Source organism: uncultured Acidovorax sp. (assembly GCF_964021665.1).
Lineage (GTDB): Bacteria > Pseudomonadota > Gammaproteobacteria > Burkholderiales > Burkholderiaceae_C > Acidovorax > Acidovorax temperans.
Window position 1 is genome coordinate 49,071 of record NZ_CAXIAK010000006.1, and the last position, 23,547, is coordinate 72,617.

General features: G+C 65.3%; 20 protein-coding genes, 3 pseudogenes and 1 riboswitch. Of the genes and pseudogenes, 8 read left to right on the plus strand and 15 right to left on the minus strand.

Going from position 1 to position 23,547, the window contains the following annotated elements:
• Positions 1-39 precede the first annotated feature (39 nt).
• Positions 40-717, minus strand: a pseudogene (locus AADJ04_RS02425) (amidase family protein); the annotation flags it as partial.
• Between AADJ04_RS02425 and AADJ04_RS02430 the strand changes: the two are divergent.
• Together AADJ04_RS02430 and nth are read left to right on the plus strand one after the other, a co-directional pair.
• A pseudogene (locus AADJ04_RS02430) lies at positions 706-1,017 on the plus strand (LysR substrate-binding domain-containing protein); the annotation flags it as partial. The pseudogenes AADJ04_RS02425 and AADJ04_RS02430 overlap by 12 nt on opposite strands.
• Before the next feature lie 147 nt (positions 1,018-1,164).
• Entirely contained in the window at positions 1,165-1,803 is a 639-nt protein-coding gene (gene nth, locus AADJ04_RS02435; protein WP_341238633.1) for an endonuclease III, read from the plus strand.
• Positions 1,804-1,821: 18 nt separating this feature from the next.
• Here nth and cynR read toward each other — a convergent pair whose 3' ends face one another.
• Positions 1,822-2,688 (minus strand): transcriptional regulator CynR, encoded by an 867-nt coding sequence (gene cynR, locus AADJ04_RS02440; RefSeq protein ID WP_341238634.1) that lies wholly within the window; start codon positions 2,686-2,688, stop codon positions 1,822-1,824.
• A gap of 301 nt (positions 2,689-2,989) precedes the next feature.
• On the opposite strand from cynR, the gene AADJ04_RS02445 reads away from it, so the two are divergent.
• From AADJ04_RS02445 to AADJ04_RS02460, 4 genes are all read left to right on the plus strand, one after another.
• The gene (locus AADJ04_RS02445) at positions 2,990-4,213 is read left to right on the plus strand and encodes a muconate cycloisomerase family protein (protein ID WP_341238635.1); all 1,224 of its coding nucleotides are present in this window, start codon (positions 2,990-2,992) and stop codon (positions 4,211-4,213) included.
• 44 nt (positions 4,214-4,257) lie between these two features.
• Positions 4,258-4,533 (plus strand): muconolactone Delta-isomerase, encoded by a 276-nt coding sequence (catC, locus tag AADJ04_RS02450; protein ID WP_044396268.1) that lies wholly within the window; start codon positions 4,258-4,260, stop codon positions 4,531-4,533.
• A 44-nt stretch (positions 4,534-4,577) separates the two neighbouring features.
• A complete protein-coding gene (locus AADJ04_RS02455; protein WP_341238651.1) occupies positions 4,578-5,564 on the plus strand; it encodes a tripartite tricarboxylate transporter substrate binding protein in 987 nt (328 codons plus the stop codon).
• A gap of 128 nt (positions 5,565-5,692) precedes the next feature.
• A complete protein-coding gene (locus AADJ04_RS02460) occupies positions 5,693-6,679 on the plus strand; it encodes a tripartite tricarboxylate transporter substrate binding protein (protein WP_341238636.1) in 987 nt (328 codons plus the stop codon).
• Between the two features lie 137 nt (positions 6,680-6,816).
• Here AADJ04_RS02460 and AADJ04_RS02465 read toward each other — a convergent pair.
• Positions 6,817-7,012 (minus strand): annotated as a pseudogene (locus tag AADJ04_RS02465) (IS1595 family transposase); the annotation flags it as partial.
• Between AADJ04_RS02465 and AADJ04_RS02470 the strand changes: the two are divergent.
• A complete protein-coding gene (locus AADJ04_RS02470; protein WP_341238637.1) occupies positions 7,010-7,516 on the plus strand; it encodes a cupin domain-containing protein in 507 nt (168 codons plus the stop codon). The pseudogene AADJ04_RS02465 and the gene AADJ04_RS02470 sit on opposite strands and share 3 nt — an antisense overlap.
• Before the next feature lie 461 nt (positions 7,517-7,977).
• Here AADJ04_RS02470 and cobT read toward each other — a convergent pair whose 3' ends face one another.
• From cobT to AADJ04_RS02530, 12 genes are all read right to left on the minus strand, one after another.
• A complete protein-coding gene (gene cobT / locus AADJ04_RS02475) occupies positions 7,978-9,042 on the minus strand; it encodes a nicotinate-nucleotide--dimethylbenzimidazole phosphoribosyltransferase (protein WP_341238638.1) in 1,065 nt (354 codons plus the stop codon).
• A gap of 96 nt (positions 9,043-9,138) precedes the next feature.
• The gene (gene bluB / locus AADJ04_RS02480; RefSeq protein ID WP_341238639.1) at positions 9,139-9,900 is read right to left on the minus strand and encodes a 5,6-dimethylbenzimidazole synthase; all 762 of its coding nucleotides are present in this window, start codon (positions 9,898-9,900) and stop codon (positions 9,139-9,141) included.
• Positions 9,901-9,945: 45 nt separating this feature from the next.
• Positions 9,946-10,138: riboswitch (cobalamin riboswitch) on the minus strand.
• A gap of 22 nt (positions 10,139-10,160) precedes the next feature.
• Positions 10,161-11,780 carry a cobyric acid synthase gene (locus tag AADJ04_RS02485; protein WP_341238652.1) on the minus strand — a complete coding sequence of 540 codons (1,620 nt, stop codon included), beginning with the start codon at positions 11,778-11,780 and terminating at the stop codon, positions 10,161-10,163.
• A gap of 83 nt (positions 11,781-11,863) precedes the next feature.
• Positions 11,864-12,937, minus strand: coding sequence for an aminotransferase class I/II-fold pyridoxal phosphate-dependent enzyme (locus AADJ04_RS02490; RefSeq protein ID WP_341238640.1), 1,074 nt, complete (start codon positions 12,935-12,937; stop codon positions 11,864-11,866).
• A 3-nt stretch (positions 12,938-12,940) separates the two neighbouring features.
• Positions 12,941-13,945 carry an adenosylcobinamide-phosphate synthase CbiB gene (cbiB, locus tag AADJ04_RS02495; protein WP_341238641.1) on the minus strand — a complete coding sequence of 335 codons (1,005 nt, stop codon included), beginning with the start codon at positions 13,943-13,945 and terminating at the stop codon, positions 12,941-12,943.
• The gene (locus AADJ04_RS02500) at positions 13,935-15,119 is read right to left on the minus strand and encodes an MFS transporter (protein ID WP_341238642.1); all 1,185 of its coding nucleotides are present in this window, start codon (positions 15,117-15,119) and stop codon (positions 13,935-13,937) included. The genes cbiB and AADJ04_RS02500 overlap by 11 nt, the downstream gene beginning before the upstream one ends.
• Positions 15,116-16,966 (minus strand): DNA recombination protein RmuC, encoded by a 1,851-nt coding sequence (gene rmuC, locus AADJ04_RS02505; protein WP_341238643.1) that lies wholly within the window; start codon positions 16,964-16,966, stop codon positions 15,116-15,118. The genes AADJ04_RS02500 and rmuC overlap by 4 nt, the downstream gene beginning before the upstream one ends.
• Positions 16,967-17,042: 76 nt before the next feature.
• Entirely contained in the window at positions 17,043-18,032 is a 990-nt protein-coding gene (locus AADJ04_RS02510; RefSeq protein ID WP_341238644.1) for a D-glycerate dehydrogenase, read from the minus strand.
• Positions 18,033-18,046: 14 nt separating this feature from the next.
• Complete coding sequence (locus tag AADJ04_RS02515) at positions 18,047-19,465, minus strand: sodium:proton antiporter (protein ID WP_341238645.1); 1,419 nt, start codon at positions 19,463-19,465, stop codon at positions 18,047-18,049.
• Between the two features lie 79 nt (positions 19,466-19,544).
• A complete protein-coding gene (gene pncB / locus AADJ04_RS02520) occupies positions 19,545-20,765 on the minus strand; it encodes a nicotinate phosphoribosyltransferase (protein WP_066695750.1) in 1,221 nt (406 codons plus the stop codon).
• 215 nt (positions 20,766-20,980) lie between these two features.
• Entirely contained in the window at positions 20,981-21,466 is a 486-nt protein-coding gene (locus AADJ04_RS02525; protein ID WP_066695747.1) for a thioesterase family protein, read from the minus strand.
• Entirely contained in the window at positions 21,463-22,401 is a 939-nt protein-coding gene (locus AADJ04_RS02530) for a histone deacetylase (protein WP_341238646.1), read from the minus strand. The genes AADJ04_RS02525 and AADJ04_RS02530 overlap by 4 nt, the downstream gene beginning before the upstream one ends.
• 203 nt (positions 22,402-22,604) lie before the next feature.
• On the opposite strand from AADJ04_RS02530, the gene AADJ04_RS02535 reads away from it, so the two are divergent.
• Positions 22,605-23,153: a phasin family protein gene (locus tag AADJ04_RS02535; RefSeq protein WP_066695745.1), complete on the plus strand. Its 549-nt coding sequence runs from the start codon at positions 22,605-22,607 to the stop codon at positions 23,151-23,153.
• Positions 23,154-23,547: the final 394 nt, after the last annotated feature.

Here is a 23,547-nt window from a genome sequence, read left to right on the forward strand (position 1 = left end):
TCATCAACGGTGCTCTGCAGCCAGCAGGGGGCTGCGCACCATGGCCGACAGGGCCAGCCCGCGCTCGATCTTCCATAGCGCTTCGGGTTTGAGCAAGGCGCGGCGGGCGGGGCTGCGGTACAGCGCCGCGTTGGCGCCCGCCACCATGAAGCTGCGCAGGTCAATCCAGGCGCGCCACATCTGTTCAAAATCAAACGCGGGGGTCACCTCCTCCACCGCGCAGCCAATGGTTTTGAAATGGCCCAGCGCCGCGCGGCAGGTGTCCAGCAACCCTGGCTCCGTCGGCAGGTGACCGCCCAGATCACCCAACCAGCCGATGCGTGTGCCGCGAAAGTCCCGCTCCAGCGCCCAGCTCCAGTCTTGGGAGCCCTCGCTGCTGCGGGTCAGCGGCAGGCGGGCATCAAACCCCGCCTGCACCGACAGCAGCATCGCCAGATCAGGAATGTTGCGCGCCATGGGGCCCGCCACGCTGAACTGCTGGAAGAACACCTCGTCGGTGGGCCCATGCGGCACGCAGCCCATGGAGGTGCGCAGGCCATACACGTTGTTGAACGCCGAGGGGGTGCGCAGCGACCCCATCATGTCCGAGCCGTCGGCCACCGGCAGCATGCGCAAAGCCACGGCCACCCCTGCGCCACCGCTGCTGCCGCCAGCCGAGCGCTGTGGGTCAAAGGCGTTGCGCGTGGTGCCGTACACGGGGTTGAAGGTGTGGCCGCCAGACCTGCCGGGGAGCTGCTGGCCACCCACGCGCTGCGCAACGCACTGGAGGCCGACCGTGTGGTGGCCGACATCGAAGCGCTACAGGGCCTGCGGCGCGGGTTGATCCGGGTGTGCTGCTCGGCAGGCTTTGCGATTGAGTTTCTGCCCAAGGCCATGGCCCAGTTCCGCGAGCAGCACCCCGGCATGCAGTTCTACCTGCGCGTGGCAGCCCCCGCTGCGGTGACGCAGGCGGTGCTCAACACCGAAGCCGGCATTGGACTCACCTACAGCCGCACGGCCGAACGTGACATTGAGCTGCAGACCCTGGCCGGTCGCACCCTGCCCGAAGGCGTGCGCGCCTTCATTGCCCACCTGCGCCAGCAACTGCCCCCCACCTGACCGACAATGCGGCGCTATGGATCCACCGGCCTGCCGCCAGGCAGAGCCCCACACCGTGCTGACCCGATGAAAACCGCCCACATCGAACCCTTTTTTGCCACCCTGCGGGCCGCCAACCCGCTGCCCAATACCGAGCTGGAATACACCACCGTGTTCGAGTTGCTGGCCGCCGTGCTGCTGTCAGCCCAGGCCACCGATGTGGGGGTGAACAAGGCCACGCGCAAACTGTTCCCGGTGGCGGGCACGCCGCAGGCCATTCTGGATTTGGGGCTGGAAGGGCTGGAGGGCTACATCAAGACGATTGGCCTCTACAAAAGCAAGGCCCGGCACCTGATGGAGACTTGCCGCATTCTGGTGGAGCGGCACGGCGGCGTGGTGCCCCGCACGCGCGAAGCTCTGGAAGCCCTGCCCGGCGTAGGCCGCAAGACCGCCAACGTGGTGCTGAACGTGGCCTTTGGCCAGCCCACCATGGCGGTGGACACGCACATCTTTCGCGTGAGCAACCGCACGGGCCTGGCCCCCGGCAAGAACCCACTGGCAGTGGAACTGCAACTGATGAAGCGGGTGCCCAAGGAATACGCGGTGGATTCGCACCACTGGCTCATCCTGCACGGCCGCTATGTGTGCCAGGCGCGCAAGCCCCGCTGCTGGGAATGCGCGGTGAGCAGCTATTGCGACTACCAGCCCAAGACCACAGCCGCCTGACCAGACATCACGCGCGCCTTACTGTTTGAGCAAGGCCGCAAACTCCAGCGCTGCGCGGCTGCGCGAAGCGCCCTTGCGCCACAGAATGCCCGCGTGCCGCACCATGGTGGGTGAGCGCAGTTCAATGGTGTGCAGATCACTCGCCTGCCGGGCCGCACGCTCGGGCGCAATGCAGGCCAGGTCACCCCAGCGGCACACATCCAGCAGCCCTTCTACCGATTCCATTTCCACCCGCACCTGGGGCACCACCCCGGCGGCGCGCAGGCTGTCATCCACCAGCCGCCGGGTAGCGAAGGCACGCGGCAACATGGCCAGCGGCACCTGGGCGAGGTCTTTCACCGCCAGGCTCTTGCGCCGCGCCAGGGGGTGGGCGGGGTTCACCACCAGCTGCATGCGCTCTTCAAACAAGGGCTCGGTGTCGATGTCCTCGCGTTCGGTGGGGTAGAAGGCAATGCCTACGTCCAGCAGGCCCTCTACCAGTTGTTCTTCAATGGGGCCCGCGCGCAGGTCGCGCACAACCACACTCACCCCTGGGTAGGCCCGGCTGAAGGCCGCCACCGCCGCAGGCACCAGGGTGTGCAAAAAAGTGGGGATGACGCCCACCGTGAGCGAGCCCGACTGCAGCGCCCCCAGATCGGCCAGCGCCATGCGACCCGCCTCGATCTCGTGCAACGCCCGCGCCGCGTACACCCTAAACGCCAGCCCGGCCTGCGAAAGCCGCAGCCGCCGTCCCACGCGGTCAAACAGGTCCACACCCAGCTCCTGCTCCAGTTGCCGCAGCCCGTGCGACAAGGTGGACTGCGTGACGAACAGGTTGTGGGCCGACTGGGTCAGGTGCTCGGTGCGCGCGATGTCGAGAAAGTAACGAAGCTGGCGGATTTCCATGGTGGGTGGGCGTGAAGGGCAAGGAAGACCGGCAGAGCAAAGCTTCAAAGGCGGCTATGTGGCCTGCACACGGGTGTCTCGAATCATCGATGTTATCGAACGAACAGTTCCAAAGGAATCATTGGATTAGTTTCATTGCAAAAACTATCCTCGCGCGGAAAACCTGTCGAAGCATCTTGGAAAACGCAGCGCGACAGCCCCACCCATACCCCGCACTGGCCGCGAGCAACACTTCACCATGCAGAAGTCAGCCCAAGCCTTTGCCCCGCCCCTGGGCGGCCCGTTGAGAACCTATACACGCATGACTCTTTTGTCCTCCGCTACAGAAAACCCCGCGCACGATCTGGCGGGCTTTGCCATTGAACGCATTGAGGCGCGCATTCTGGACATTCCCACCATTCGCCCGCACAAGCTGTCGTTCGGCTCCATCAGCCGGCAAAGCCCCGTCATCGTTCAGCTCTGGCTGAAGAACGGTGCCTGCGGTTTTGGCGAGGCGGCCACGATCGGCGGCCCTTCGTGGAACGAAGAATCGCCTGAGAGCATCCTCCACGCCATTACGCAGTACCTGGCACCCGCACTGCTCGGCGAGTTTGGCGGCGGCTTTGAAAGTGCCCTGGCACGCATGGACCGTGCCTGCAAGGGCAACGCCTTCGCCAAAAGCGCGGTGGAAATGGCGCTGGTGGACGCCGTGGCCCGCACGCTGAACATGCCTGCCTGGCAACTGCTGGGCGGCAAGGTGCACCAAAGCCTGCCCCTGGCCTGGACGCTGGCCAGCGGCGACGTGGCGCGCGACCTGCAAGAGGCGCACCTGCGGCTGGAGCAAAAACGCCACCACATCTTCAAGATCAAGATCGGTGCCCGCGCGCCTGAGGACGACGTGGCGCACGTAGCACAAATCGCCCGCGGCCTGCAAGGCAAGGCCACGCTCACGGTGGATGTGAACCAGGCGTGGGACGGCAACACCGCCCGCCGCTATCTGCCCCCACTGGTGGAAGCCGGCGTGACGCTGATCGAACAGCCCGTGGCGCGCTGGAATGTGGAGGCGCTGCGCAGCCTCACCGCCACGCTGGACGGCGCACTCATCATGGCCGACGAAACCGTGTGCACGCCGCAAGACGCGTTCATGCTGGCCAGCCTCAAGGCCAGCCATGTCTTCTCGCTCAAGGTGGCCAAGCATGGCGGCCTGGTGCGCACCCGCAAGATTGCTGCGGTGGCTGAAGCGGCCGACATCGGCTGGTATGGCGGCACCATGCTGGAGACATCGCTCGGCAGCGCCGCATCGGCCCATGTGTTCTCTACGCTAGGCACACAGCACCACGGCTGCGAGCTGTTTGGCCCGCAACTGCTGGTGGACGACATCGTGGAGCAGCAAATGCCCATCACCAACTTTGCACTGCAACTGCCCGACGGCCCGGGCTTTGGTGTCGAGGTGTCGCTTGCGCAGCTCAACCGCTTTGACCGCGCACGCCAGGGCCAGGCGCCAGTGCATGTCGATATGGCACCCACCACCCCAACCGTTGCCTGATGGGCAACGCGCCCCATTTTTCTGACCCCTTCAAGGAGCAAACCATGCTGTTTCTGGTTCGTATGGATGTGAACATCCCCCGAGACCTTCCCGAAGCCCAGGCCAACGAGATCAAGGCCCGCGAAAAGGCCTATTCGCAAGACCTGCAGCGCGATGGCCGCTGGAAGAGCATCTGGCGCGTGGTGGGCGAATACGCCAACTACAGCATCTTCGACGTGTCTTCCAACGACGAGCTGCACCAGCTGCTGCAGGGCCTGCCCCTGTTCCCGTTCATGAAGATCCACGTGACCCCTCTGGCCACGCACCCCTCGGCCATCTGATTCCTGCAGCACCTGCAACAACCCCATAACGAGACAAAACCATGATGACGAAACGACAGACGCTGGCGCTGCTGGCCTGCGCCCTGGCTTCGGCCACCCTGCCTGCAGCCAATGCCCAGGCACCCGCCGCCTCCTGGCCCAGCAAGCCCATTCGCTGGGTAGTGCCCTTCCCACCGGGCGGGGCCATGGACGCCATTGCGCGCACGCTGGGCGAGAAGGCTGGCAAGACGCTGGGCCAGCCCTTCGTCATCGAGAACAAGCCCGGCGCGGGCGGCAACATTGGTGCCGACTTCGTGGCCAAGCAGCCGGGCGATGGCTACACGCTGATGATCACCTCCATCGGCATGGCCACCAACAAGCCGTTGTACGGCAAGCTGAGTTACGACCCCATCAAGGACTTTGCCCCGGTGAGCCTGCTGGCCGTGGTGCCCAACGTGCTGGTGACCAACGCCATCCAGCCCGATGTGAAGACCGCCAAGGATGTGATTGCCGCCGCGCGCAAGGCGCCCGGTAAGCTCACCTACGCCTCGGCTGGCAACGGCACCTCCATCCACATGGCGGGCGAAGTGTTCACCTCGCTGGCGCAGGTGGACATGCTGCATGTGCCCTACAAGGGAAGCGGCCCGGCCGTGTCCGACCTGCTGGGCGGTCAGGTCAACTACATGTTCGACAGCATCACCTCAGCGCGCCCGCACATTGAATCAGGCAAGCTGCGCGCCCTGGGCCTGACGACCGCCAAGCGCTCCAAGACCTTGCCCAACGTGCCCACGCTGGCCGAAGCCGGCCTGCCCGGCTACGAGGTCTCGCCCTGGTTCGCCGTATTCATGCCCGCCGCCACGCCCAAGGACATCGTGGCTAAGGTCAACGCCGCCTTGCTCGAAGCCATGAAAGACCCCGATGTGGTCAAGCGCTTTGAAACCATCGGCGCCGAACCCGTGGGCTCCACGCCCGAAGAAATGGCACAGCACCTGGCGCGCGAAAGCGAACGCTGGACCAAGCTGATCCAGGAACGCGGCATCAAGCTCGACTGATTCGCCTTACCCGCTGCTGGCAGGCTGCCTGCGCCACGCCCCCCACAGCGGGGTGCCGGCGCGGTGCGCCTGCGCGCCTGTACACCAGCCGCAGCCTTCGACTTCCTTTTCTGTTCTCTCCCCCCATCATGAAAAAACGCACCCTTGCCCACCTGGCCCTGTCGCTGGCCGCCATCCTCGCGCTGCCCTTGGCTCACGCACAAGCCCCTGCCTTCCCCTCAAAGCCTGTGAGCATCGTTGTGCCTTACGCCCCTGGCGGCCCGGTGGACAACCTCGCTCGCGTGCTGGCCACCCGCCTGGGCAAGGAATGGGGTCAGTCGGTGCTGGTGGTCAACAAAACCGGCGCCAACGAAATCATCGGCGCGGAATTCGTGGCCAAGAGCCCCGCCGACGGCTACACGCTGTTCGCCGCCACCGAGGCCGCGCTCACCATGAACCCGCACCTGTACAAAAAGCTGCCGTACAACCCCGAGAAGGACTTCACCCCCATCTCGCGCCTCATCAGCGTGCCCATGGTGTTCTTCGTGCCCAAGGCCTCCAAGGCCAACACCTTGAAGGAGTTCATCGAGCTGGCCAAAAACGCCAAGGGCACGCCACTGACTTATGGCTCCTCCGGCGCGGGCGGCATCGTCCACCTGCCCTTGGCGATGTTCGCCAAGCAAGAAGGCCTGGAAATGGTGCACGTGCCCTACAAGGGCGCCGCACCGCTGATCCCGGAAGTCATCTCCGGTCAGATCGACTCTGCCGTGCTGGGCGTGTCGGTGATCGAGCAGCACGTGAAGTCCGGCAAGCTCAAAGCCCTGGCCGTTTCATCAGAAGCACGTAGCCTGGCCCTGCCTGACGTGCCTACGTTCAAGGAAGCTGGCGTGAAGGACATTGACGCCGTGTTCAACATCGGCCTCGTCGCCCCTGCTGGCACGCCCGCCGCCATCGTGGAAAAAATCGCCGCTGACGTGCGCCGCATCCTGATGGACCCCGAGTTCCGCAAGACCAACGTGGACGCCTACTCCTACGTGGCCGTGGCTTCCACCCCCGCCGAATACAAGGCCTTCCTGGCCCGCGACCTCAAGGTGCAGGGCGAACGCGTGAAGACCTCTGGCGCAACGCTGGACTGACCGATCGGCACCGCTGCCCCTGCGGCAGCAGCCCCGCAAGCCGCCTCACCAAGGCGGTTTTTTTTTGCCTTAAATGCTACTAATTTCATAGCGGCCTGCGCTTTAACGACGAGAGCTAGAAGGCTAAAGAGGCTCTTCTAGCGAATGCTACTGACACTTTGATTTCCCATGGCCGCCTCCAGCACCAGTGCGGGCTGCAGCCCCCCTGGGGCCTGATCGATCCAACAACCTGAACCACCCCAGAGACGAATCAAGGTATTTCGTCGCAACACCCTTGAATCGTTGCATCCACCCTCGCAGCCGGCTGACATAGGCATTAACCTTCTGCCCATGCACAGCACCACCGCAAAGACGCTCATCGAACAACTGGCACTGGCCCGCCACCCCGAAGGAGGCTGGTTCAAGGAAACCTACCGCGCCAGCGACAAGCTGGCCGCACGAGCCCTGCCCGCGCGGTTTGACGGAGACCGGTCTGCTTCCACCGCCATCTACTTTTTGCTGGAGGCAGGCGACATCTCGGCGCTGCACCGCATCCAGTCTGACGAGGTGTGGCACTTTTATGCTGGCTCCACACTGCGCGTGCACGGCATCTTTCCAGATGGCACGTACCAGGAGTGGAAACTCGGCGCCAACCTGGCTGCGGGCGAACACTTCCAGGCCGTGGTGCCTGCGGGCTGCTGGTTTGGCGCAGAGTTGGCAGAAGGCGACTTTGCCCTGGTGGGCTGCACGGTGGCACCCGGTTTTGACTTTGCTGACTTTGAATTGGCGCAAGCGAAACAGCTACTTGCCTGCTACCCACAACACGCTGAACTGATCCATCGGCTGACCAGAGCGTGACAACGCTGCTTGGTGCTGGTGCTGGTGCTGGGTAGCAGCGCCTGCCAGGGGAACCCGGCCACTGAAGCCCTCTGCGCCTGAGCGACTGCAGAGCAGCAGACGCCGCAGGGCATCAAAACCGACTGGCCGCCGTCAGGATAGCCGTAGCAGCAGCCACCGCAATGGCCTGCAAGCCCACAACCCAGAACCAGATCGGCATGATGCTTCCTCCTGTTGAAAACCGTGAGGATAGGTATCAATCTTCAAGGCATCGGCGGGACGAGTGCCTACGCTGGTGTCAGTCCTGTCTGACAGCGGCGGGCTGCCCCATCACGCGATGGGAGTGGCCCCTGAGCGGGGCTGCTCAAAACTCAAACCAAATAGCTCTGCAGCGCTTATCTGATAAGCGCTAGCAGCTATCACTTTAATAGCATTCAGCACACTTTGCGGCTGCTCAGTAGTGGCAACGCAAAGGCAGATTCTTATGCTGCCGCAGTCTGCTCCGACACCCCTGCCGCTTCGAAGCTCGCCATCTCGCGCAGGATGGCGCAGGCCGAGGGCAGCAGGGGCCAGGCCAGCGCCGCGCCGGAGCCTTCGCCCAGGCGCAAGCCCAGGTCGAGCAGCGACTCGGCCTGCATCTGCGCCAGCATGAGCTGGTGGCCGCGTTCGCCCGAGCGGTGGGCAAACACACAGCGTTGCAGCACATGGGGCTGCAGGCGGCTGGCAACCAGCACGGCGGCGCTGGTGATGAAGCCATCGACCAGGATCACACGGCGCTCAGCTGCGGCCTGCAGCACGGCGCCCACCATGGTGGCGACTTCGTAGCCGCCGAGCGCTGCCAGCGCATCAAGCGGTGCGGTAGCGGCGGCATTCACGTCCAGCGCCTGTTGCAGCACGGCGCGTTTGCGTTCAATGCCTGCGGCGTCCAGCCCGGTGCCCGCGCCGGTGCATTCGGCCAGTGAGAGGCCGCACAGGCGCGCCAGCAGCAGCGAGGCCACCGAGGTGTTGCCAATGCCCATTTCACCCAGCAGCAGCGCATTGCCCGGCAGGTCGCGCACCAGTTCCATTCCGTTGGTCAGCGCCTGCGCGCATTGGTCGGTGCTCATGGCTGGGCCTTGGCTTGCGTCATTCGTGCCGGGGGCCACCTTGCGCAGCAGCAGGCTCGGCTGGCCGGGGGCGGCTTCGCGCGGAGCAATGTCGCGCGCCACGCCGCAGTCCACCACCGTGAGGGCCAGGCCATGCTGGCGCGCCAGCACGCTGACGGCGGCGCCACCGGCGAGGAAGTTCTCCACCATCTGCCAGGTCACGTCGCTCGGAAAGGCCGAGACGCCGCGCGCGGCCAGGCCGTGGTCGCCTGCGAAAACGACCATTTGCGGCTGCTCCAGCCGGGGGGATGCGGTGCCCTGGATCTGGCCCAGGCGCAGCGCAAGCTGCTCCAGGCGGCCCAGCGAACCGAGGGGTTTGGTCTTGTGGTCCAGCTTGTGTTGCAGGGCCTGGGTGAGTTGCGGGTCGGCGATGTCGGCAATCAGGGGCAGGTGGGCATTCATGGCTTGTTCAACTTTCAATCAGGTGGAGCGCGGCCCGCAGATGCAGGCCTGCGCGATCAATGGCGGTGCGCGCCAGGTGGGCACGCCGTGGCAAGGTCAGGCGATGGCTTCGCGCCCACGCTGGGCGGCGGCCTGGTCGCGCCGCAGGTGGGCGATAAGGGGCTGCTGGTCATCGCGCTGGCCCCATTGGTCGAAGTACACGAGGTCTTCGATGGGCAGGCGCGGCAGCCAGCCGGCGGTTTCCAGCTCAGGCTTGGCGTGGAAGTGGCTCACGTAGCCCACGCACAGGTAGGCGATGGGGGTGATGCCCTTGGGGATGCCCAGCGCCTCTTGCAGGTCGGCCTGGTGGAAGATGCTGACCCAGCCCACGCCTAGCCCTTCGGCGCGCGCGGCCAGCCACAGGTTCTGCACGGCGCAGACACTGCTGTACAGGTCCATGGTCTTCATGTGGGTGCGGCCCACCACCACGGGGCCGGTGCGCTCACGGTCGCAGGTGATGCAGATGCCGACGGGCGACTCAACGATGCCTTCGAGCTTGAGCTTTTGGTACGTGGAACGTTTGTCGCCCTCGAACATGCCGGCGGCCTCGGCGTGGGCCTTGGCAAAGGCACCCTGCACGCGGCGCTTGGTGTCTGGCGAACGCACCACGAGAAAGTTCCAGGGCTGCATGAAGCCCACCGAGGGCGCGTGGTGCGCGGCGGTGAGGATGCGGCTGAGCACCTCATCCGGCACCGGCGTGGGCAAAAACTGCCCGCGCACGTCGCGGCGTGAAAAGATGGCGTGGTAGATGGCGTCGCGCGCTTCTTGCGTGAAGGCGTGCGCGCTGGGCGTGGCTTGCGCCACTGCGCTGGTATTCATGGCAGTCCCCTGTGCGTGAATAGTGGCAGCGCTGCCCGGCCTTGCAGCGCCAAAAATGGCTCAGGCCGGTCTTCTGGCTTGGAGTCATCTGCCTTCACACACCTTCCCGGCCTTGGCGACCAGTGGCATTCAGCGGGCGGCATCGTCCTTACAGCGTTGGGCACGCGGCGGAGTTGCACCGCCTTCCCGATTCTCCCGTTGCTTCATCGCATTGGGCACCTGAGGGCGGGGATCATAGCAGCCGGTGAACCGCGTATTTCCTACGCAATCAGCGCGTCCAGCACGCCCGGGTCAAAGTGCCGGGCCACGCCCTCAGCCAGGCCGTCGAACACCGTTTCCAGCGTGGGCGCCTGGGCACCAAACAGGGCGTGCAGCACGGCGGCGTCCTCGAACAAACCGTGCAGGTACACGCCCAGCACATTGCCCGCCGGGTTCTGCCAGGCGATGCCGGGCATGACCTCGCGCGCCACGTTGCCCTTGGCGGCCATGGCGGGGTGCTGGGCGGTCTGGCCGTGGTGGATTTCGTAGCCGCAGGCAGTCACGCCCGAGAGCGGCGCCCAGGCACCCGTGAGCTGCCCGAAGGCTGCGCTGGTACGCTGCACGGTCTTGGCAGGCTCGAACACGGTGACCAGCGGCAGCAGGCCCAAGCCGGGGGCGTTGCCGTCAATGCCTGCGGTGTCGATCAATGCCTCGCCCAGCATCTGCAGGCCGCCGCACACGCCCAGCACGGCGCCGCCCTGCCCCGCATGCACGGCGATGGACTGGTCCAGCCCTTGCGCGCGCAGCCAGGCCAGGTCGGCCGCCGTGGCTTTCGACCCCGGCAGCACGATCCAGTCGCTGGGCCGCAGGCCCGCCACGTCGGCCGGGCTGCGCACCCATTGCAGGCGCAGACCGGGCACGTTCTTGAGGGGCTGAAACTCGTCCAGGTTGCTGATGCGCGGGTAGGCCACCACGGCGACGGTGGTGTGCACGGCGCCGGGGGTGGTGTGCGGTCGATTGAGCGGCGACGGGCCGCCCCTAGCCGCGAGGGCCCCCTCGGGGGGCAGCGAGGACACGCCAGTGCCGAGCGTGGGGGTCATATCAAACACGCCATCTTCTTCGGGCAAGCCGTGGTGCCACTGCATGGGAATGGTGGCCACGGTGGGCACGCCGGTGCGCTCCTGTAGGTGCTGCGGCGCGGGCGCGAGCAGGCTGGCATCGCCCCGGAACTTGTTGAGCACGAAGCCGTGGATGAGCGCGCGCTCGTCCTCGGGCAGCAGCGCCCAGGTGCCGTAGAGGTGGGCAAAGGCGCCGCCCCGGTCGATGTCGGTGACGAGCAGGCAGCGCGCACCGGCATGGCGCGCCACGCGCATGTTCACGATGTCGCTGGCGTGCAGGTTGGTCTCGGCGGGCGAGCCCGCGCCCTCGATCACTACCACGTCGTTCTCGGCGCGCAGCGCATCGAGCGCTGCGGCAATCTGCGGCCACACCAGTTGGCTGCGGCCGCGCCAGGGCAGCGCGGTGAGCTCGGCGCTCACCTGCCCCAGCAGCACCACCTGGCTGTGCGTGTCGGCCTCGGGCTTGAGGAGGAGCGGGTTCATGCGCACCTCGGGCACAGCGCGCGCGGCCAGGGCCTGAAAGTATTGTGCCGAGCCGATCTCGCCCCAGGCGCCTTCGATGCCTGCCACCCCGCCGCCGGGCCGCCCCAAGGCGGGGTGCGCCCCCTCGGGGGGCAGCGCAGCACACGCAGTGGCAAGCGTGGGGGCAGCTACCACGCGGGCATTGTTGCTCATGTTCTGCGCCTTGAACGGGGCCACCCTCAGGCCCAGGTTGCTGTAATAGCGGCACAGCGCGGTGGTGAGCCAGCTTTTGCCAGCGCCGCTGGTGGTGCCCAGCACCATCACGCAGCGCGCCAGCGGATGGGCGGGCGGAGCAGTCACGGGAGTGTTCATCGGTGCATTCATGTTCGTTCCAAAGGTGCGGCCTACGGGCCTCCAACGTGCATCGCCTGCCACGCAGTCCGCAATGCATCCTGCGACGCGGGCGGCAGCACACCCAGGCGCACGGCACCGGGCAAGCCAAACGAGGTGCAGTCGCGCAGCTTGATGCCGTGTTGGCGCAGCGCGGCCAGCAGGCTGGCTGTTTGCGCGCTGGAGTCATCCGTGCACTGTGCTGCGGGCAAGGTGGCGACAAAATAGTTGGCCAGGCTGCCGGGCAACACGGACCAGCCCAGTTGGGTACACAGGGCCATTTGGCGGTCTTTCCAGCTGCGCAGGGTAGGCAGGCAGTCTGCCACCCACTGCTGCACGGCCGGTGTGGCCCAGGCCTCCAACAAGGCCACGCCATGCGCGCCTACGGGCCACGACGACGCAAGACTTTGCAGCGCCGGCACCATGCCTTCCGCCCCTGCAGGGGCCACGGCGTAGGCGGCACGCACGCCCGTCAGGCCCAGGGATTTGTTGGGCGACCACAGTTGCCAGGCGGATGCGGGCAGCTCTGGGTCTGAGTGAGATGTTGCAAGCCGCAGCGGGCGGTAGGCACAGTCCAGCACCCGCACACTGCCGTGCGGCGTGGGGCCGTGCCATGCAGACAGCACACCGTCCACCGTGCCCAGCGGGCTGGCGGGCTCGCAGGCCCAGTGCAAGGTGGAGGGTGTGGCTGCGCCCTCCCCGCCCACCGCAGCCTTGGCACTGCGTCGCAACACCGCCAGCCCATGGGCCTGCGCCGCCTGGGCGTAGTCACCGTAGCTGTGGGGCGGCAGCAGCACCTGGGTGCAGCCGCTCAGCCGCGCCCAGGTGGTGATGCGGTGGATGAATTCAGACGCGCTGCCCGCCACCACGATGCGATCGGGTGCCACACCATGCAGCGCGGCCAGCGCGGCGCGCAGGGCGGTGTAGGCCGGGTCGGGGTAGCGCGTGGCATCGGCCTGCTGCAGCGCGGAAAGTGCGGCGGGACATGGGCCACAGGCATTGCTGTTGGTAGAGAAGTCATGCGCTGGCACGCCCAGCGCATCAGGGCCGCCATGCACGCCGGGCAGGATGGCAGGAGGTGCAACCATGCGTCAGCCTCCCACCATTGCTATCAAAATAAGAGCTGCCAGCGCTGATGGAATAAGCGCCAGCACCACTTTTTGCCCACAAACTGCAGCGCGCTGCGTGTGCAGCGGGCCCGGCGTATGCCCGCCCGGGTGCAAGGTGTACACGCCCGGCTTGGCCAGCCGCACACCCAGCGCCAGGGCCATGGCGGCCATGGGCCAGCCGCTGTTGGGCGATGGGGTTTTGCGCGCCTCTTTGGCCAGCGCCCGGGCGGGCAAGCCGCCATGCAGTGCGGCCAGCAGCAGCGCGGTGATGCGCGCGGGCAGCCACGACAGCACATCGTCGGCCCGCGCGGCCCACTTGCCTGCCCACTGCCAATAGCGCGCGCCCCGGCTGCCGGGGTAGCCCCACATGGCGTCGGCCGTGTTGGCAAAGCGATAGATGGCCGCGCCCGGCAGGCCCAGCAGCACAAACCAGAACACGGGCGCCACCACAGAGTCGTTAAGGTTTTCAGCGAGTGATTCGATGGCCGATTCGCGCACCTCGGCAGGGGTGAGTTGGCTCACGTCGCGGCTGACCAGGCGGGCCAGTTGTTCGCGCCCCTCGGGCAGCGAGCGGGCCAGCGCCCGTTCCACCGCCAAGACTTCATCGCGCAGCATGCGCCACGCCAGCAGGGGCTTGAGCAGCACTGCAAGCAAGGGAGCCGCCAGCCACCAGGGCGCTTGCTGCAACTGGCTTTGCAGCCACCAGGCCAACGCGCCTACGGCACCGGCCCCGGTGCACCACGCCAGCGCACCCAGCCAGAAAGAACGGCGCTTTTGCGCGTGGGGCGGGGGGTCCGCCGTGGTCAGCGGTGCAATGTGCGGCCCGGCCCAGCCCAGGTAGCGGCCCATCCACACCACAGGGTGCAGGCGCAGCGGTGGCTCGCCCAGGTACCAATCCAGCAGCAGGGCCAAGCCCAGGGCCAGCGCGCACACCAGCGCCCACGCCAGGCCCGGCGTGCCCCCAGCGCTGAGCCAACTACCTGCCATGCGCCCTGCCCTCCTCCACATTCATGCGCCATGCGGTGCGTGCACAGGCCCCCACAGTGGCACCCACCACCCAGAACACGCCTGCCACGCCAATGACGGCGCCCGCCGTGCCGAACAGCATGGGCATGACCACGCTGGACGCGTTGATGGCCATGAGCCGCAGGCCCAGGGCTTCGCCATGGCGATGCTCGGGCGTGATCTGGTGCAGCAGGCTCATGACCATGGGCTGCACCGAGCCCAGCGCAAAGCCCAGCAGCACCGAGCACACGCCCATCGCCAGGGCCGATGGCAAGACCGGGTACACCCCGAACAACACGGCCGTGACCACCATGGCGCCCGCCACCACGGCGTGTTCACGCACATGCTTGGCCACCAGCGGCAGCAGCAGCCGCACCACGGCCGCGGCCACCGCAAACGCACCCAGGATGGAACCGATGACCGAGGCCGACAGCCCCCGTTCGTGCCCGATGAGTGGCACCACAAAGGTGTGCACATCCCAGCAGGACGAGAGCACCCAGTTCACGATGATGAGGCGGCGAAACGCAGGCTCGTTGAGCAGATCCCACGAGCGCTGGGGCGGGCCGCCGGCAGCGGCGATCACGGGCGGCAATTCTTCGGTGTGGCGCACCCAGAACCAGGTGGCCAAAGGCAGCACGGCCAGCAGCGCAAACGCGGCGCGATACCCCTCGGTGCTGCCCGCAGTGCTGCCCGCGTGGTCAATCATCAGCCCCGCAAAAAATGGCCCGATGAAGTTGGACACCGCCGGGCCAATGGCCAGCCAGCTGAACACCTGGCGCAACTGGGTGGTGTCGTGCGCAGCGCGGCCCACATGGCGTTGCAGCGCAATGATGGCCAGGCCTGTGGCACCGCCCGTCATCAGAGCCGACAGGCACATCACCGAAAACACCGGAAAAATCAACGAAAGCCCTGCCCCCGCACACGCCATGACCACCGCAATGCCCACGGGGCGCTTGAGGCCGTGCCGGGCGGCATAGCGCCCCGCAGGCAGCGCCCGAAACACCTGCGTGAGCGCAAACAGCGCCAGCAGCACCCCCACGGCAGCGGCGCTGTAGCCCTCGCGCAGAGCCAGCAGCGGCGTGGCCATGCGCATGCCCGTCATGCAAGCGTGCAGAAAAATCTGCCCGGCAATCAGGCGGGCCAGCGCCATGTTCACGGGGCGTCGTCCTCCAGCCCCAGCAGTGATGACGTGGTGCCGGGCACTGCAGAAGACGTTGCTGCGTCGGGCGCGGGCAACTCCTGCACGTCGCGCAGCTTGCGCTGGATCGCGCGGGTGCGCACGCCCACCTCGTCAAACTTCTTGGCGGCGGCGTCGATGGATTTTTTGGTGGCCTCCACCACATCACCAAACTTGGCAAACTCGGTCTTGACCACGCCCAGCAGGCTCCACACCTCGGACGAGCGCTTTTCAATCGCCAGCGTCTTGAAGCCCATCTGCAGGCTGTTGAGCATGGCAGCCAGGTTGGCGGGGCCGGTGATCATCACGCGGCACTCGTTCTGCACGGCTTCGACCAGGCCGGGGCGGCGCATGACCTCGGCAAACAGGCCTTCGGTGGGCAGGTAGAGCACGGCAAAGTCGGTGGTGTGCGGCGGCGAGACGTACTTGGCGAAGATCTTTTTCGCCTCGAGCTTGATGGAGCTTTCAAACGCGTTGCCTGCCGACTGGATGGCGGCCTTGTCTGCCGCGTCCTGCGCATCGAGCAGGCGCTGGTATTGCTCTACAGGATATTTGGAGTCGATGGGCAGCCACACGGGCTCTTCTTCGCGCTTGCCTGGCAGGCGGATGGCGAATTCCACCAGCTCATCGCTGCCCGGCACGGTCTTGACGTTGCGTGCGTACTGGTCGGGCGTGAGCACGTTGTCAATGATGGCGCCCAGCTGCATTTCGCCCCAGGTGCCGCGCGTTTTCACATTGGTCATCACGCGCTTCAAGTCGCCCACGCTGCCCGCCAGGGTCTGCATTTCGCCCAGGCCCTTGTGCACTTGTTCGAGCCGGTCGCTGACGAGTTTGAAGGATTCGCCCAGGCGCTGCTCCAGCGTGGCGTGGAGTTTTTCGTCCACTGTGCGGCGCATTTCTTCGAGCTTAGTGGCGTTGTCGGCCTGGATGGCGGCAAGGCGTTCGTTGAGCGCGGTGCGCAGTTGCTCGGCGTTTTGCTGGCTGCCCTGCACCATGCCCACCAGTTGCTGCGAGACAGCATCCTGCAGCACCGAGAACTGGTTCTTGATCTGGAAGCCGTTGGCTTCGAGCTGGTCTTTGAGCGCGGTGGACATGGCACCCAGCTGCGTCTGGATGTCGCCCTTGAGCGAGTCGAGCGTAAGGCGCGTGGCGGCCTGCAGGGCTTCAAAGCGCTCTTGAATGCGCTTTTCAAACAGCGCGGTGCTCTCGGCCATGGCTTCGCGGGACTTGACGCTTTCAGCCGCCAGCGCCGCCGTGGTGGTGGTCAGCTCGGCGCGGAAGCCGGTGAGTGTGTCTGACAGCTCCTTGCGCGCAGCGGCCGCATCGGCCTGCCCTTGCGCCAGGTGAGCCAGCAGCGCCTTGCTGCTTTCTTCCAGGCGGCTGGCCACGGCCAGTTGCAGGGCGTCAAAGCGCTGGGCCAGGGCGGCATCTTGCGCGGCCTGGCGCTGGGTCAAGGCACTGTCAAACGCCGTGAAGCGCTGCTCCAGACGGCCCTCAAACCCGGTGAAGGCGGCAAGCAACTCAGAGCGGCCATTGCGCGATTCGGCCACGGCCTGCGCCAGGCGCTCGTCCACAGCGCCGCGCAGGCCTTCCAGCGTGGTCTGCGTGGTTTGCGTGAAGCCGCGCAGCTGCTGGCCCATGCCGTCCATCGCGCCATCGTTCTTGGCCACGGCAAGCTGGGTGGCTTGCGCCGTGTGCTCCAGCGCCTGCAGGCGGGCCAGCCATTCGGGCGGCAGATCGACCCGGGGGCGACGCAGCAGGATCAGCACCAGCAAAACCAGCACCAGGGCCACAGCGGCCAGCAAAACGAGGGTATCGGTAGTCAAGGCAGATTTACTATGTTTTTAATAGCTGCCAGCGCTTGATACATAAGCGCTGGAGGCCAATTTCACTCAAAACAGCTCAGGCACGCAGGCCGGGCACGGGCTGGTTGACGGGGGTGAGCGGGCCACGCCCATCGAAGAACGCGATCAGATTGTCTGCTGCCAGGTTGGCCATGGCGCGGCGCGTGGGCACCGTGGCGCTGGCGATGTGCGGGGTGAGCACCACGTTAGGCACGGTGAGCAGATCGGGGTGAACGCTGGGCTCGCCTTCAAACACATCCAGGCCGGCTGCGGCAATGCGCTGCTCACGCAATGCCACGGCCAGCGCCGCGTCGTCCACAATGCCGCCGCGCGCAATGTTGATGAGCGTGGCCGTGGGCTTCATCAGCGCGAGCTCGGCAGCGCCAATGGTGTGGTGCGATGCCGCGCTGTAGGGCACCACCAGCATCACGTGGTCTGCCGTGCGCAGCAGTTCTTCCTTGCCCACGTAGGTGGCCTTGCATTCGGCCTCCAGCGCGGGCGCGAGGCGTGAGCGGTTGTGGTAGATGACCTTCATGCCAAAGCCGTGCGCGCCGCGCCTGGCAATGCCCTGCCCGATGCGCCCCATGCCAATGATGCCCAGCGTGCTGCCGTGGATGTCGCTGCCCGCAAACATGTCGTAGCTCCACTTGGTCCATTGGCCAGCGCGCAGGAAATGCTCGCTCTCGGTCAAGCGGCGGGCCGTGGCCATGAGCAATGCAAAGCCGAAGTCGGCCGTGGTCTCGGTGAGGACGTCGGGCGTATTGGTGCCCTGCACGCCGGCGGTCGTCATGGCGTCCACATCAAAGTTGTTGTAGCCCACGGCCATGTTGGCGCAGATTTTGAGGCGCGGCGCAGCAGCCAGCAGCGCGGCATCCACGCGCTGGCTGCCAGTGGTCAGCACGCCGTCTTTGTCGGCCAGGCGCTCGGCTAGCTCTTGCTGCGTCCAGATCACATCGTCTGGGTTGGCTTCGACGTCGAAGTGCTCGCGCAGGCGGTCCACGATGTCAGGAAAGATCGCACGGGCGACCAGGATGCGGGGTTTGCTCATATTCAATCTCCCGGTCACCGGAACCAGATGAATGTCATCACGATGAACAGCGGCACCAGAATGCCGCCCGACCACAACATGTAGCCGAAGAAGCTGGGCATCTTCACACCCCGGTCTTCCGCAATGGCCTTGACCATGAGGTTGGGTGCATTGCCGATGTAGGTGTTGGCGCCCATGAACACGGCCCCTGCGGAAATGGCGGCCAGCGTGGGGGCCAGGGTGGTCATCAGCACGGCAGGGTCGCCACCGGCGGTGTTGAAGAACACCAGATAGGTGGGCGCGTTGTCGAGGAACGAGCTGAGCGCGCCGGTGGCCCAGAAGTACATGGCCGGGTCGGGCGAACCATCGGGCCGCGTGACGGCCGCCACGATGGCACCGAAGGGGCCGTTGACGCCGGCCTTGAGCATGGCGATGACGGGGCTGATGGTGAGGAAGATGCCCGCAAACAGCTTGGCCACTTCCTGCATGGGCCCCCAGCCGAACTGGTTGTCTTCATGCACCTGCTTGGGCGTGAGCCACAGCGACGCAAAAGTCACCACGACCAGGCTCACATCGCGCACGATGCCGGGGAGGCCCACTTCGGTTCCCGCAATGTTGAACACCACGGGCGACTTCCAGAAACCGCTGAGCAGCACCAGCCCCACCACCGCGCCCAGCAGCGCAAAGTTGACCTTGCCGTCAAAGCCGATGGAGCGGCTGTCGGGCGTGGGGTCGGTCTTGAGCAGCTCTTCGCGGCGGTGGTAATACCAGCTATCAAGCGCGAAGAAGATGGCCAACAGCGCACCGATGAGGAACAGGGTTTCGGGGAAGATGTGGCGCACCGTCCAGAAAAAGTCCACGCCCTTCAGGAAACCCAGGAACAGCGGCGGATCGCCCAGTGGCGTGAGCGAGCCACCGGCGTTGGAGACGATGAAGATAAAGAACACCACCACATGGGCCACATGCTTGCGGTTATCGTTGGCGCGGATCAGCGGGCGAATGAGCAGCATGGAAGCGCCCGTGGTGCCCATGAAGCTGGCCAGCACCGCACCAATCGCCAGGATGGCCGTGTTGAGCCCCGGGCTGCCGTGCAAGTTGCCGCGGATGAAGATGCCGCCCGCCACAGTGAACAGCGCGGTGAGCAGGATCACGAACGGGATGTATTCGGCCAACAGCGCATGCACCAGGCTCACGCCCGCCACTGCGGGCCCGAAGGTGATGGCAAAGGGCAGCAGAAACGCCAGGCCCCAGGCCGCAGCCACCTTGCCAAAGTGGTGGTGCCAGAAGATGGGAGCCAAGAGCGGCATGAGCGCAATCGACAGCAGGATGCCCGCGAACGGCACACCCCACAGCACCGATAGCGTGCTGCCATCTATGTCGGCAGCCATGCACAGGCCTGGCAACAGGGCCCCGGCGGCGGCCACCCAAGGCGCAGCGCGGCGAGAAATCTTCATGGTGTTGTCTCCATCAATGCGTTATGTCATCAGGCAGGCCCCGGCGCGTTGCGCTGCGGGGCAAAAAATCACTGGGGTTTCACTGGGGTGCAGGGATGTCGAACACCTGGCGCAGGTAGGCCAGGTATTTTTCGTCATCGCACATGCCCTTGCCAGGCGTGTCTGACAACTTGGCCACCGGCTGGCCGTTGCAGCGGGTCATCTTGATGACGACCTGCAACGGCTCGTGCGCGGGCGGGTCGCCCAGATCGTTGGTGAGGTTGGTGCCAATGCCAAAGGCCAGTTGGCAGCGCCCACGGAACTGGTTGTACAGCTCAATGGTGCGCGCAATGGTGAGCCCATCGCTGAAGATCAGGGTCTTGGTCAGCGGGTCCACGCGGTTGGTGCGGTAATGCTCCAGCAAGCGCTCGCCCCAGGCAAAGGGGTCGCCGCTGTCGTGGCGTGCGCCATCGAACAGCTTGCAGAAATACAGGTCGAAGTCGCGCAGGAATGCGCTCATGCCGTACACGTCCGACAGCGCAATGCCCAGGTCGCCCCGGTATTCCTTGGCCCACATTTCAAAACCAAACACCTGGCTGTCACGCAGGCGCGGGCCCAGGGCCTGGCAGGCCTGCAGATATTCATGGGCCATGGTTCCCAAGGGCGTCACGCCCAGCTTCATGGCATACAGCACGTTACTGGTGCCTGCGAACTGCCCTGGCCCTTGCGGCGAACCGGGCCGGCGGTCGCCCGTACCCAGGCGGGCCACCAGCACGCGCAGAACTTCTTCGTGCCAGGCGCGAGAGAAGCGGCGGCGGGTGCCGTAGTCGGCAATCTTCAGGTCGCCCAGGCCATCGGCCTGCAAGGCGGCAATCTTGGCGTCCAGCCGGCGGCGGCCTTCGGGGAAGTCGGGCACCTTTTGCGTGTTGCGGAAGTACACCTCGTTGATGATCGCCAGCACCGGAATCTCGAACAAGATGGTGTGCAGCCAGGGCCCGCGGATGACGATCTCGATCTCGCCCGAGGGCTGGGGGGTGATGGTGATGTACTTTTCGTTGAGGCGGAACAGCCCCAGAAAATCCACAAAATCGCTCTTGATGAACCGCAGCGAGCGCAGGTAAGCCAGTTCGGCATCTTGAAACTGCAGGCTGCACAGCGAGCGGATCTCGTCCCGGATCTCGCCCACAAACGGGGCCAGCTGCACGCCAGGGTTGCGGCACTTGAAGCGGTATTCGACCTGGGCACTCGGAAACTGGTGCAGCACCACCTGCATCATGGTGAACTTGTACAGGTCGGTATCGAGCAGGCTGGTGATGATCATGGACGGTGCGGAGCCCTTGCAAAAGCCCCGAAGTACGGCACGGCACGTGCGCTCAGGAACGAAGCGCCAAAGTGTAGCCCTTGCAGAACAACCGACGTGGCTGCAGGCCAGCATTTGCCTGACGACTTTCCCCACCGCGCCGCCAGCGAGAACTTCAAGCAAAAACTGCCTCTAGCGCTTATCTGGCAAGCGCTGGCAGCTATGCTTTTTGATGTTTATTGGGCGGGAACCAGCAGTTTTTCCAGCACCGCCCGCAAGGGCGCGGGCACCGGCACCGGGCGGCGGGTGTCACGGTCAACGTACACGTGCACAAAATGGCCGGCCGCTGCCGTCATCGCCTCGCCTTGCGCAAACAGCCCTACTTCGTAACGCACGCTGGAGCCGCCGAGCTTGGCTACCCGAATGCCAGCCTCCACCGTCTGCGGAAAGGCCAGCGGCGCAAAGTAGTTGCACTGGGTCTCAATCACCAGCCCAATCGTGCCGCCCGCATGGATGTCGAGCACCCCCTGCTCAATCAAATGGGCGTTCACGGCAGTGTCGAACCAGCTGTAATACACGACGTTGTTCACATGGCCGTACACATCGTTGTCGGCCCAGCGGGTGCTGATGGAGCGGAAGGCACGGTAGGCGCTGCGCGGCTGCGGGGCGGGACGGGCTGGCGCCTGGCTGGGCGCGGCAGAGGAAGGGGTTGGCGTGCTCATGGCGCAGCATTCTGCCAGCGGCAGTGGTATTGCAGTGCCACGCGCCAGGTGTTGAGCTGCGCCTGCACGGTGGTGGCAATGTCATGCCCATATCCACCCGCCATGGAAAACGCCAGCGGCACCCGCCGCTGCCACGCCCAGTCGAACACCCTGCGGTCTCGCGCTTCCAGCCCGTCGTAGCTCAAGGCCAGGCGCCCCAGCCGATCGCCTTCGTGCGGGTCGGCGCCCGCCAGGTACAGCACCAGGCCGGGCTCAAAGCGCTGCTCCAAAGTCTGCAGTGCATGTTCCAGCGCATCCAGGTATTGCGCGTCGCCACATCCATCCGGCAGCGGCACATCCAGGTCGCTGTCTTCCTTGCGGAACGGAAAGTTGCGCTCGCCGTGCAATGACAGGGTGAACACACTGGCATCGCCTTGAAAAATGTGCGCAGTGCCGTTGCCCTGGTGCACGTCCAGATCAATCACGGCCACCTGCAAGGGCTGCGCGCGCCCTGGGTGGGCCTGGGCCCATTCCGCCTGCATGCAACGCGCCGCCACTGCCACATCGTTGAACACGCAAAAGCCACTGCCTTTGCCGGCATAGGCATGGTGTGTTCCCCCCGCCAGGTTGCCCGCCAGGCCGTGGCGCAGAGCCGAGCGGGCCGCAGACAGCGTAGCCCCCACAGAGCGGCGCGCGCGCTCTGCCATCGCCTCACTCCAGGGGAAGCCGATTTCCCGCTGCGCAGCGGGCGCCAGGGTGCCCTGGGCAATAGCGGCGATGTATTCAGGCGAATGCACCCGCGCCAGATCCTCGTCTTCTGCCGTGGGCGCTATATGCAGACGGGTTTCAGGCAGCTCCTCAGCAATCCGGTCGCGCAGCAGGCGGTACTTGGCCACGGGAAAGCGGTGCCCCTCGGGCAACGGCAGCACAAATTCATCGGCGTAATAGGCATCCATGATGTGATTGTGGCAACTCGGGCATTTCCTGGAGGGTTGCCTCTAATTTGCTGCATTGCAACAAAAAACACTTGCAATCACACCATAGCTGCCTAAAATTCAACCCATGCTGCACTGCAACATGATTCATGCGAATCACAACGTCAGCGCAGATGTCTGTAAGTACCCGGTCTTTCGAGACCCACCTTTTTAGGAGATATCACATGACGCTGACCGCAGAACAAATCCTGGCATCCCACAAAGCCAACATCGAAACCCTGTTCGGCCTGACCACCAAGGCATTCGAAGGCGTGGAAAAGCTGGTCGAATTGAACGTGACCGCTTCACGTGCAGCCCTGACTGAAGCCGCCAGCCACACACAAGCCGTGCTGGGCGTGAAGGACGCGCAAGAGCTGCTGGCCCTGCAAGCCAGCCTGTTCCAGCCCCTGGCGGAAAAGACTGCCGCTTACAGCCGCCACCTGTACGACATCGCCTCGGGCACCGGCGCTGAATTCGGCAAGGCTTTCGAAGCCAAGACCGCTGACGCACAAAAGGCCTTCACCAACTTGGTGGACAGCGCTGCAAAGAACGCTCCTGCCGGCTCCGAAACCGCTGTCGCCATGATGAAGAGCGCCGTCTCTGCTGCCAACAACGCTTTTGAATCGGTCCAGAAGGCCGTCAAGCAAGCCAGCGACATGGCCGAAGCCAACTTCAACGCCGTGACCAACACCGCCGTGAACGCAGCCAAGACAGCTGCTCCACGCAAGCGCTAAGCACGCCCAGAAATCGGCAGATCTCCGCCGGTTTCACTCCAGTTGTCTCCTTGGATCCTCTCGAAACACGGGTTTCACGGATCCACTTCAAGCCCGGCTCTGCCGGGCTTTCTTTGTTTCAGGGACGGGGCGATCTTCTCCGGCGCTCAACATCCATCCTGGACAGTGTTATGGCTGCGAGGCAAGTGGCCTTGTATGCAGACACGATTAGAGCGCGTGTTGCCGCATCCAGATGACCCGTGCGAATTCCGTGTGAAATCGGTGCGAATTTCGGGACACCACACGACACCGAGGCACAAAGAAAAACCGCCACAGACTGGGGTTTCCAGTGTGTGGCGGTGTCTTGTGTGGTGGCGGACAGTTGACCATGTGCCGACTGGCCTCCCGAGCTCAT

Coding starts and splice junctions, on each gene's coding strand:
- nth (WP_341238633.1), top strand. CDS start 1,165: ATGAAAACCGCCCACATCGAACCCTTTTTTGCCACCCTGCGGGCCGCC.
- cynR (WP_341238634.1), bottom strand. CDS start 2,688: ATGGAAATCCGCCAGCTTCGTTACTTTCTCGACATCGCGCGCACCGAG.
- AADJ04_RS02445 (WP_341238635.1), top strand. CDS start 2,990: ATGACTCTTTTGTCCTCCGCTACAGAAAACCCCGCGCACGATCTGGCG.
- catC (WP_044396268.1), top strand. CDS start 4,258: ATGCTGTTTCTGGTTCGTATGGATGTGAACATCCCCCGAGACCTTCCC.
- AADJ04_RS02455 (WP_341238651.1), top strand. CDS start 4,578: ATGACGAAACGACAGACGCTGGCGCTGCTGGCCTGCGCCCTGGCTTCG.
- AADJ04_RS02460 (WP_341238636.1), top strand. CDS start 5,693: ATGAAAAAACGCACCCTTGCCCACCTGGCCCTGTCGCTGGCCGCCATC.
- AADJ04_RS02470 (WP_341238637.1), top strand. CDS start 7,010: ATGCACAGCACCACCGCAAAGACGCTCATCGAACAACTGGCACTGGCC.
- cobT (WP_341238638.1), bottom strand. CDS start 9,042: ATGAATGCCCACCTGCCCCTGATTGCCGACATCGCCGACCCGCAACTC.
- bluB (WP_341238639.1), bottom strand. CDS start 9,900: ATGAATACCAGCGCAGTGGCGCAAGCCACGCCCAGCGCGCACGCCTTC.
- AADJ04_RS02485 (WP_341238652.1), bottom strand. CDS start 11,780: ATGGTGCTGGGCACCACCAGCGGCGCTGGCAAAAGCTGGCTCACCACC.
- AADJ04_RS02490 (WP_341238640.1), bottom strand. CDS start 12,937: ATGGTTGCACCTCCTGCCATCCTGCCCGGCGTGCATGGCGGCCCTGAT.
- cbiB (WP_341238641.1), bottom strand. CDS start 13,945: ATGGCAGGTAGTTGGCTCAGCGCTGGGGGCACGCCGGGCCTGGCGTGG.
- AADJ04_RS02510 (WP_341238644.1), bottom strand. CDS start 18,032: ATGAGCAAACCCCGCATCCTGGTCGCCCGTGCGATCTTTCCTGACATC.
- AADJ04_RS02515 (WP_341238645.1), bottom strand. CDS start 19,465: ATGAAGATTTCTCGCCGCGCTGCGCCTTGGGTGGCCGCCGCCGGGGCC.
- pncB (WP_066695750.1), bottom strand. CDS start 20,765: ATGATCATCACCAGCCTGCTCGATACCGACCTGTACAAGTTCACCATG.
- AADJ04_RS02525 (WP_066695747.1), bottom strand. CDS start 21,466: ATGAGCACGCCAACCCCTTCCTCTGCCGCGCCCAGCCAGGCGCCAGCC.
- AADJ04_RS02530 (WP_341238646.1), bottom strand. CDS start 22,401: ATGGATGCCTATTACGCCGATGAATTTGTGCTGCCGTTGCCCGAGGGG.
- AADJ04_RS02535 (WP_066695745.1), top strand. CDS start 22,605: ATGACGCTGACCGCAGAACAAATCCTGGCATCCCACAAAGCCAACATC.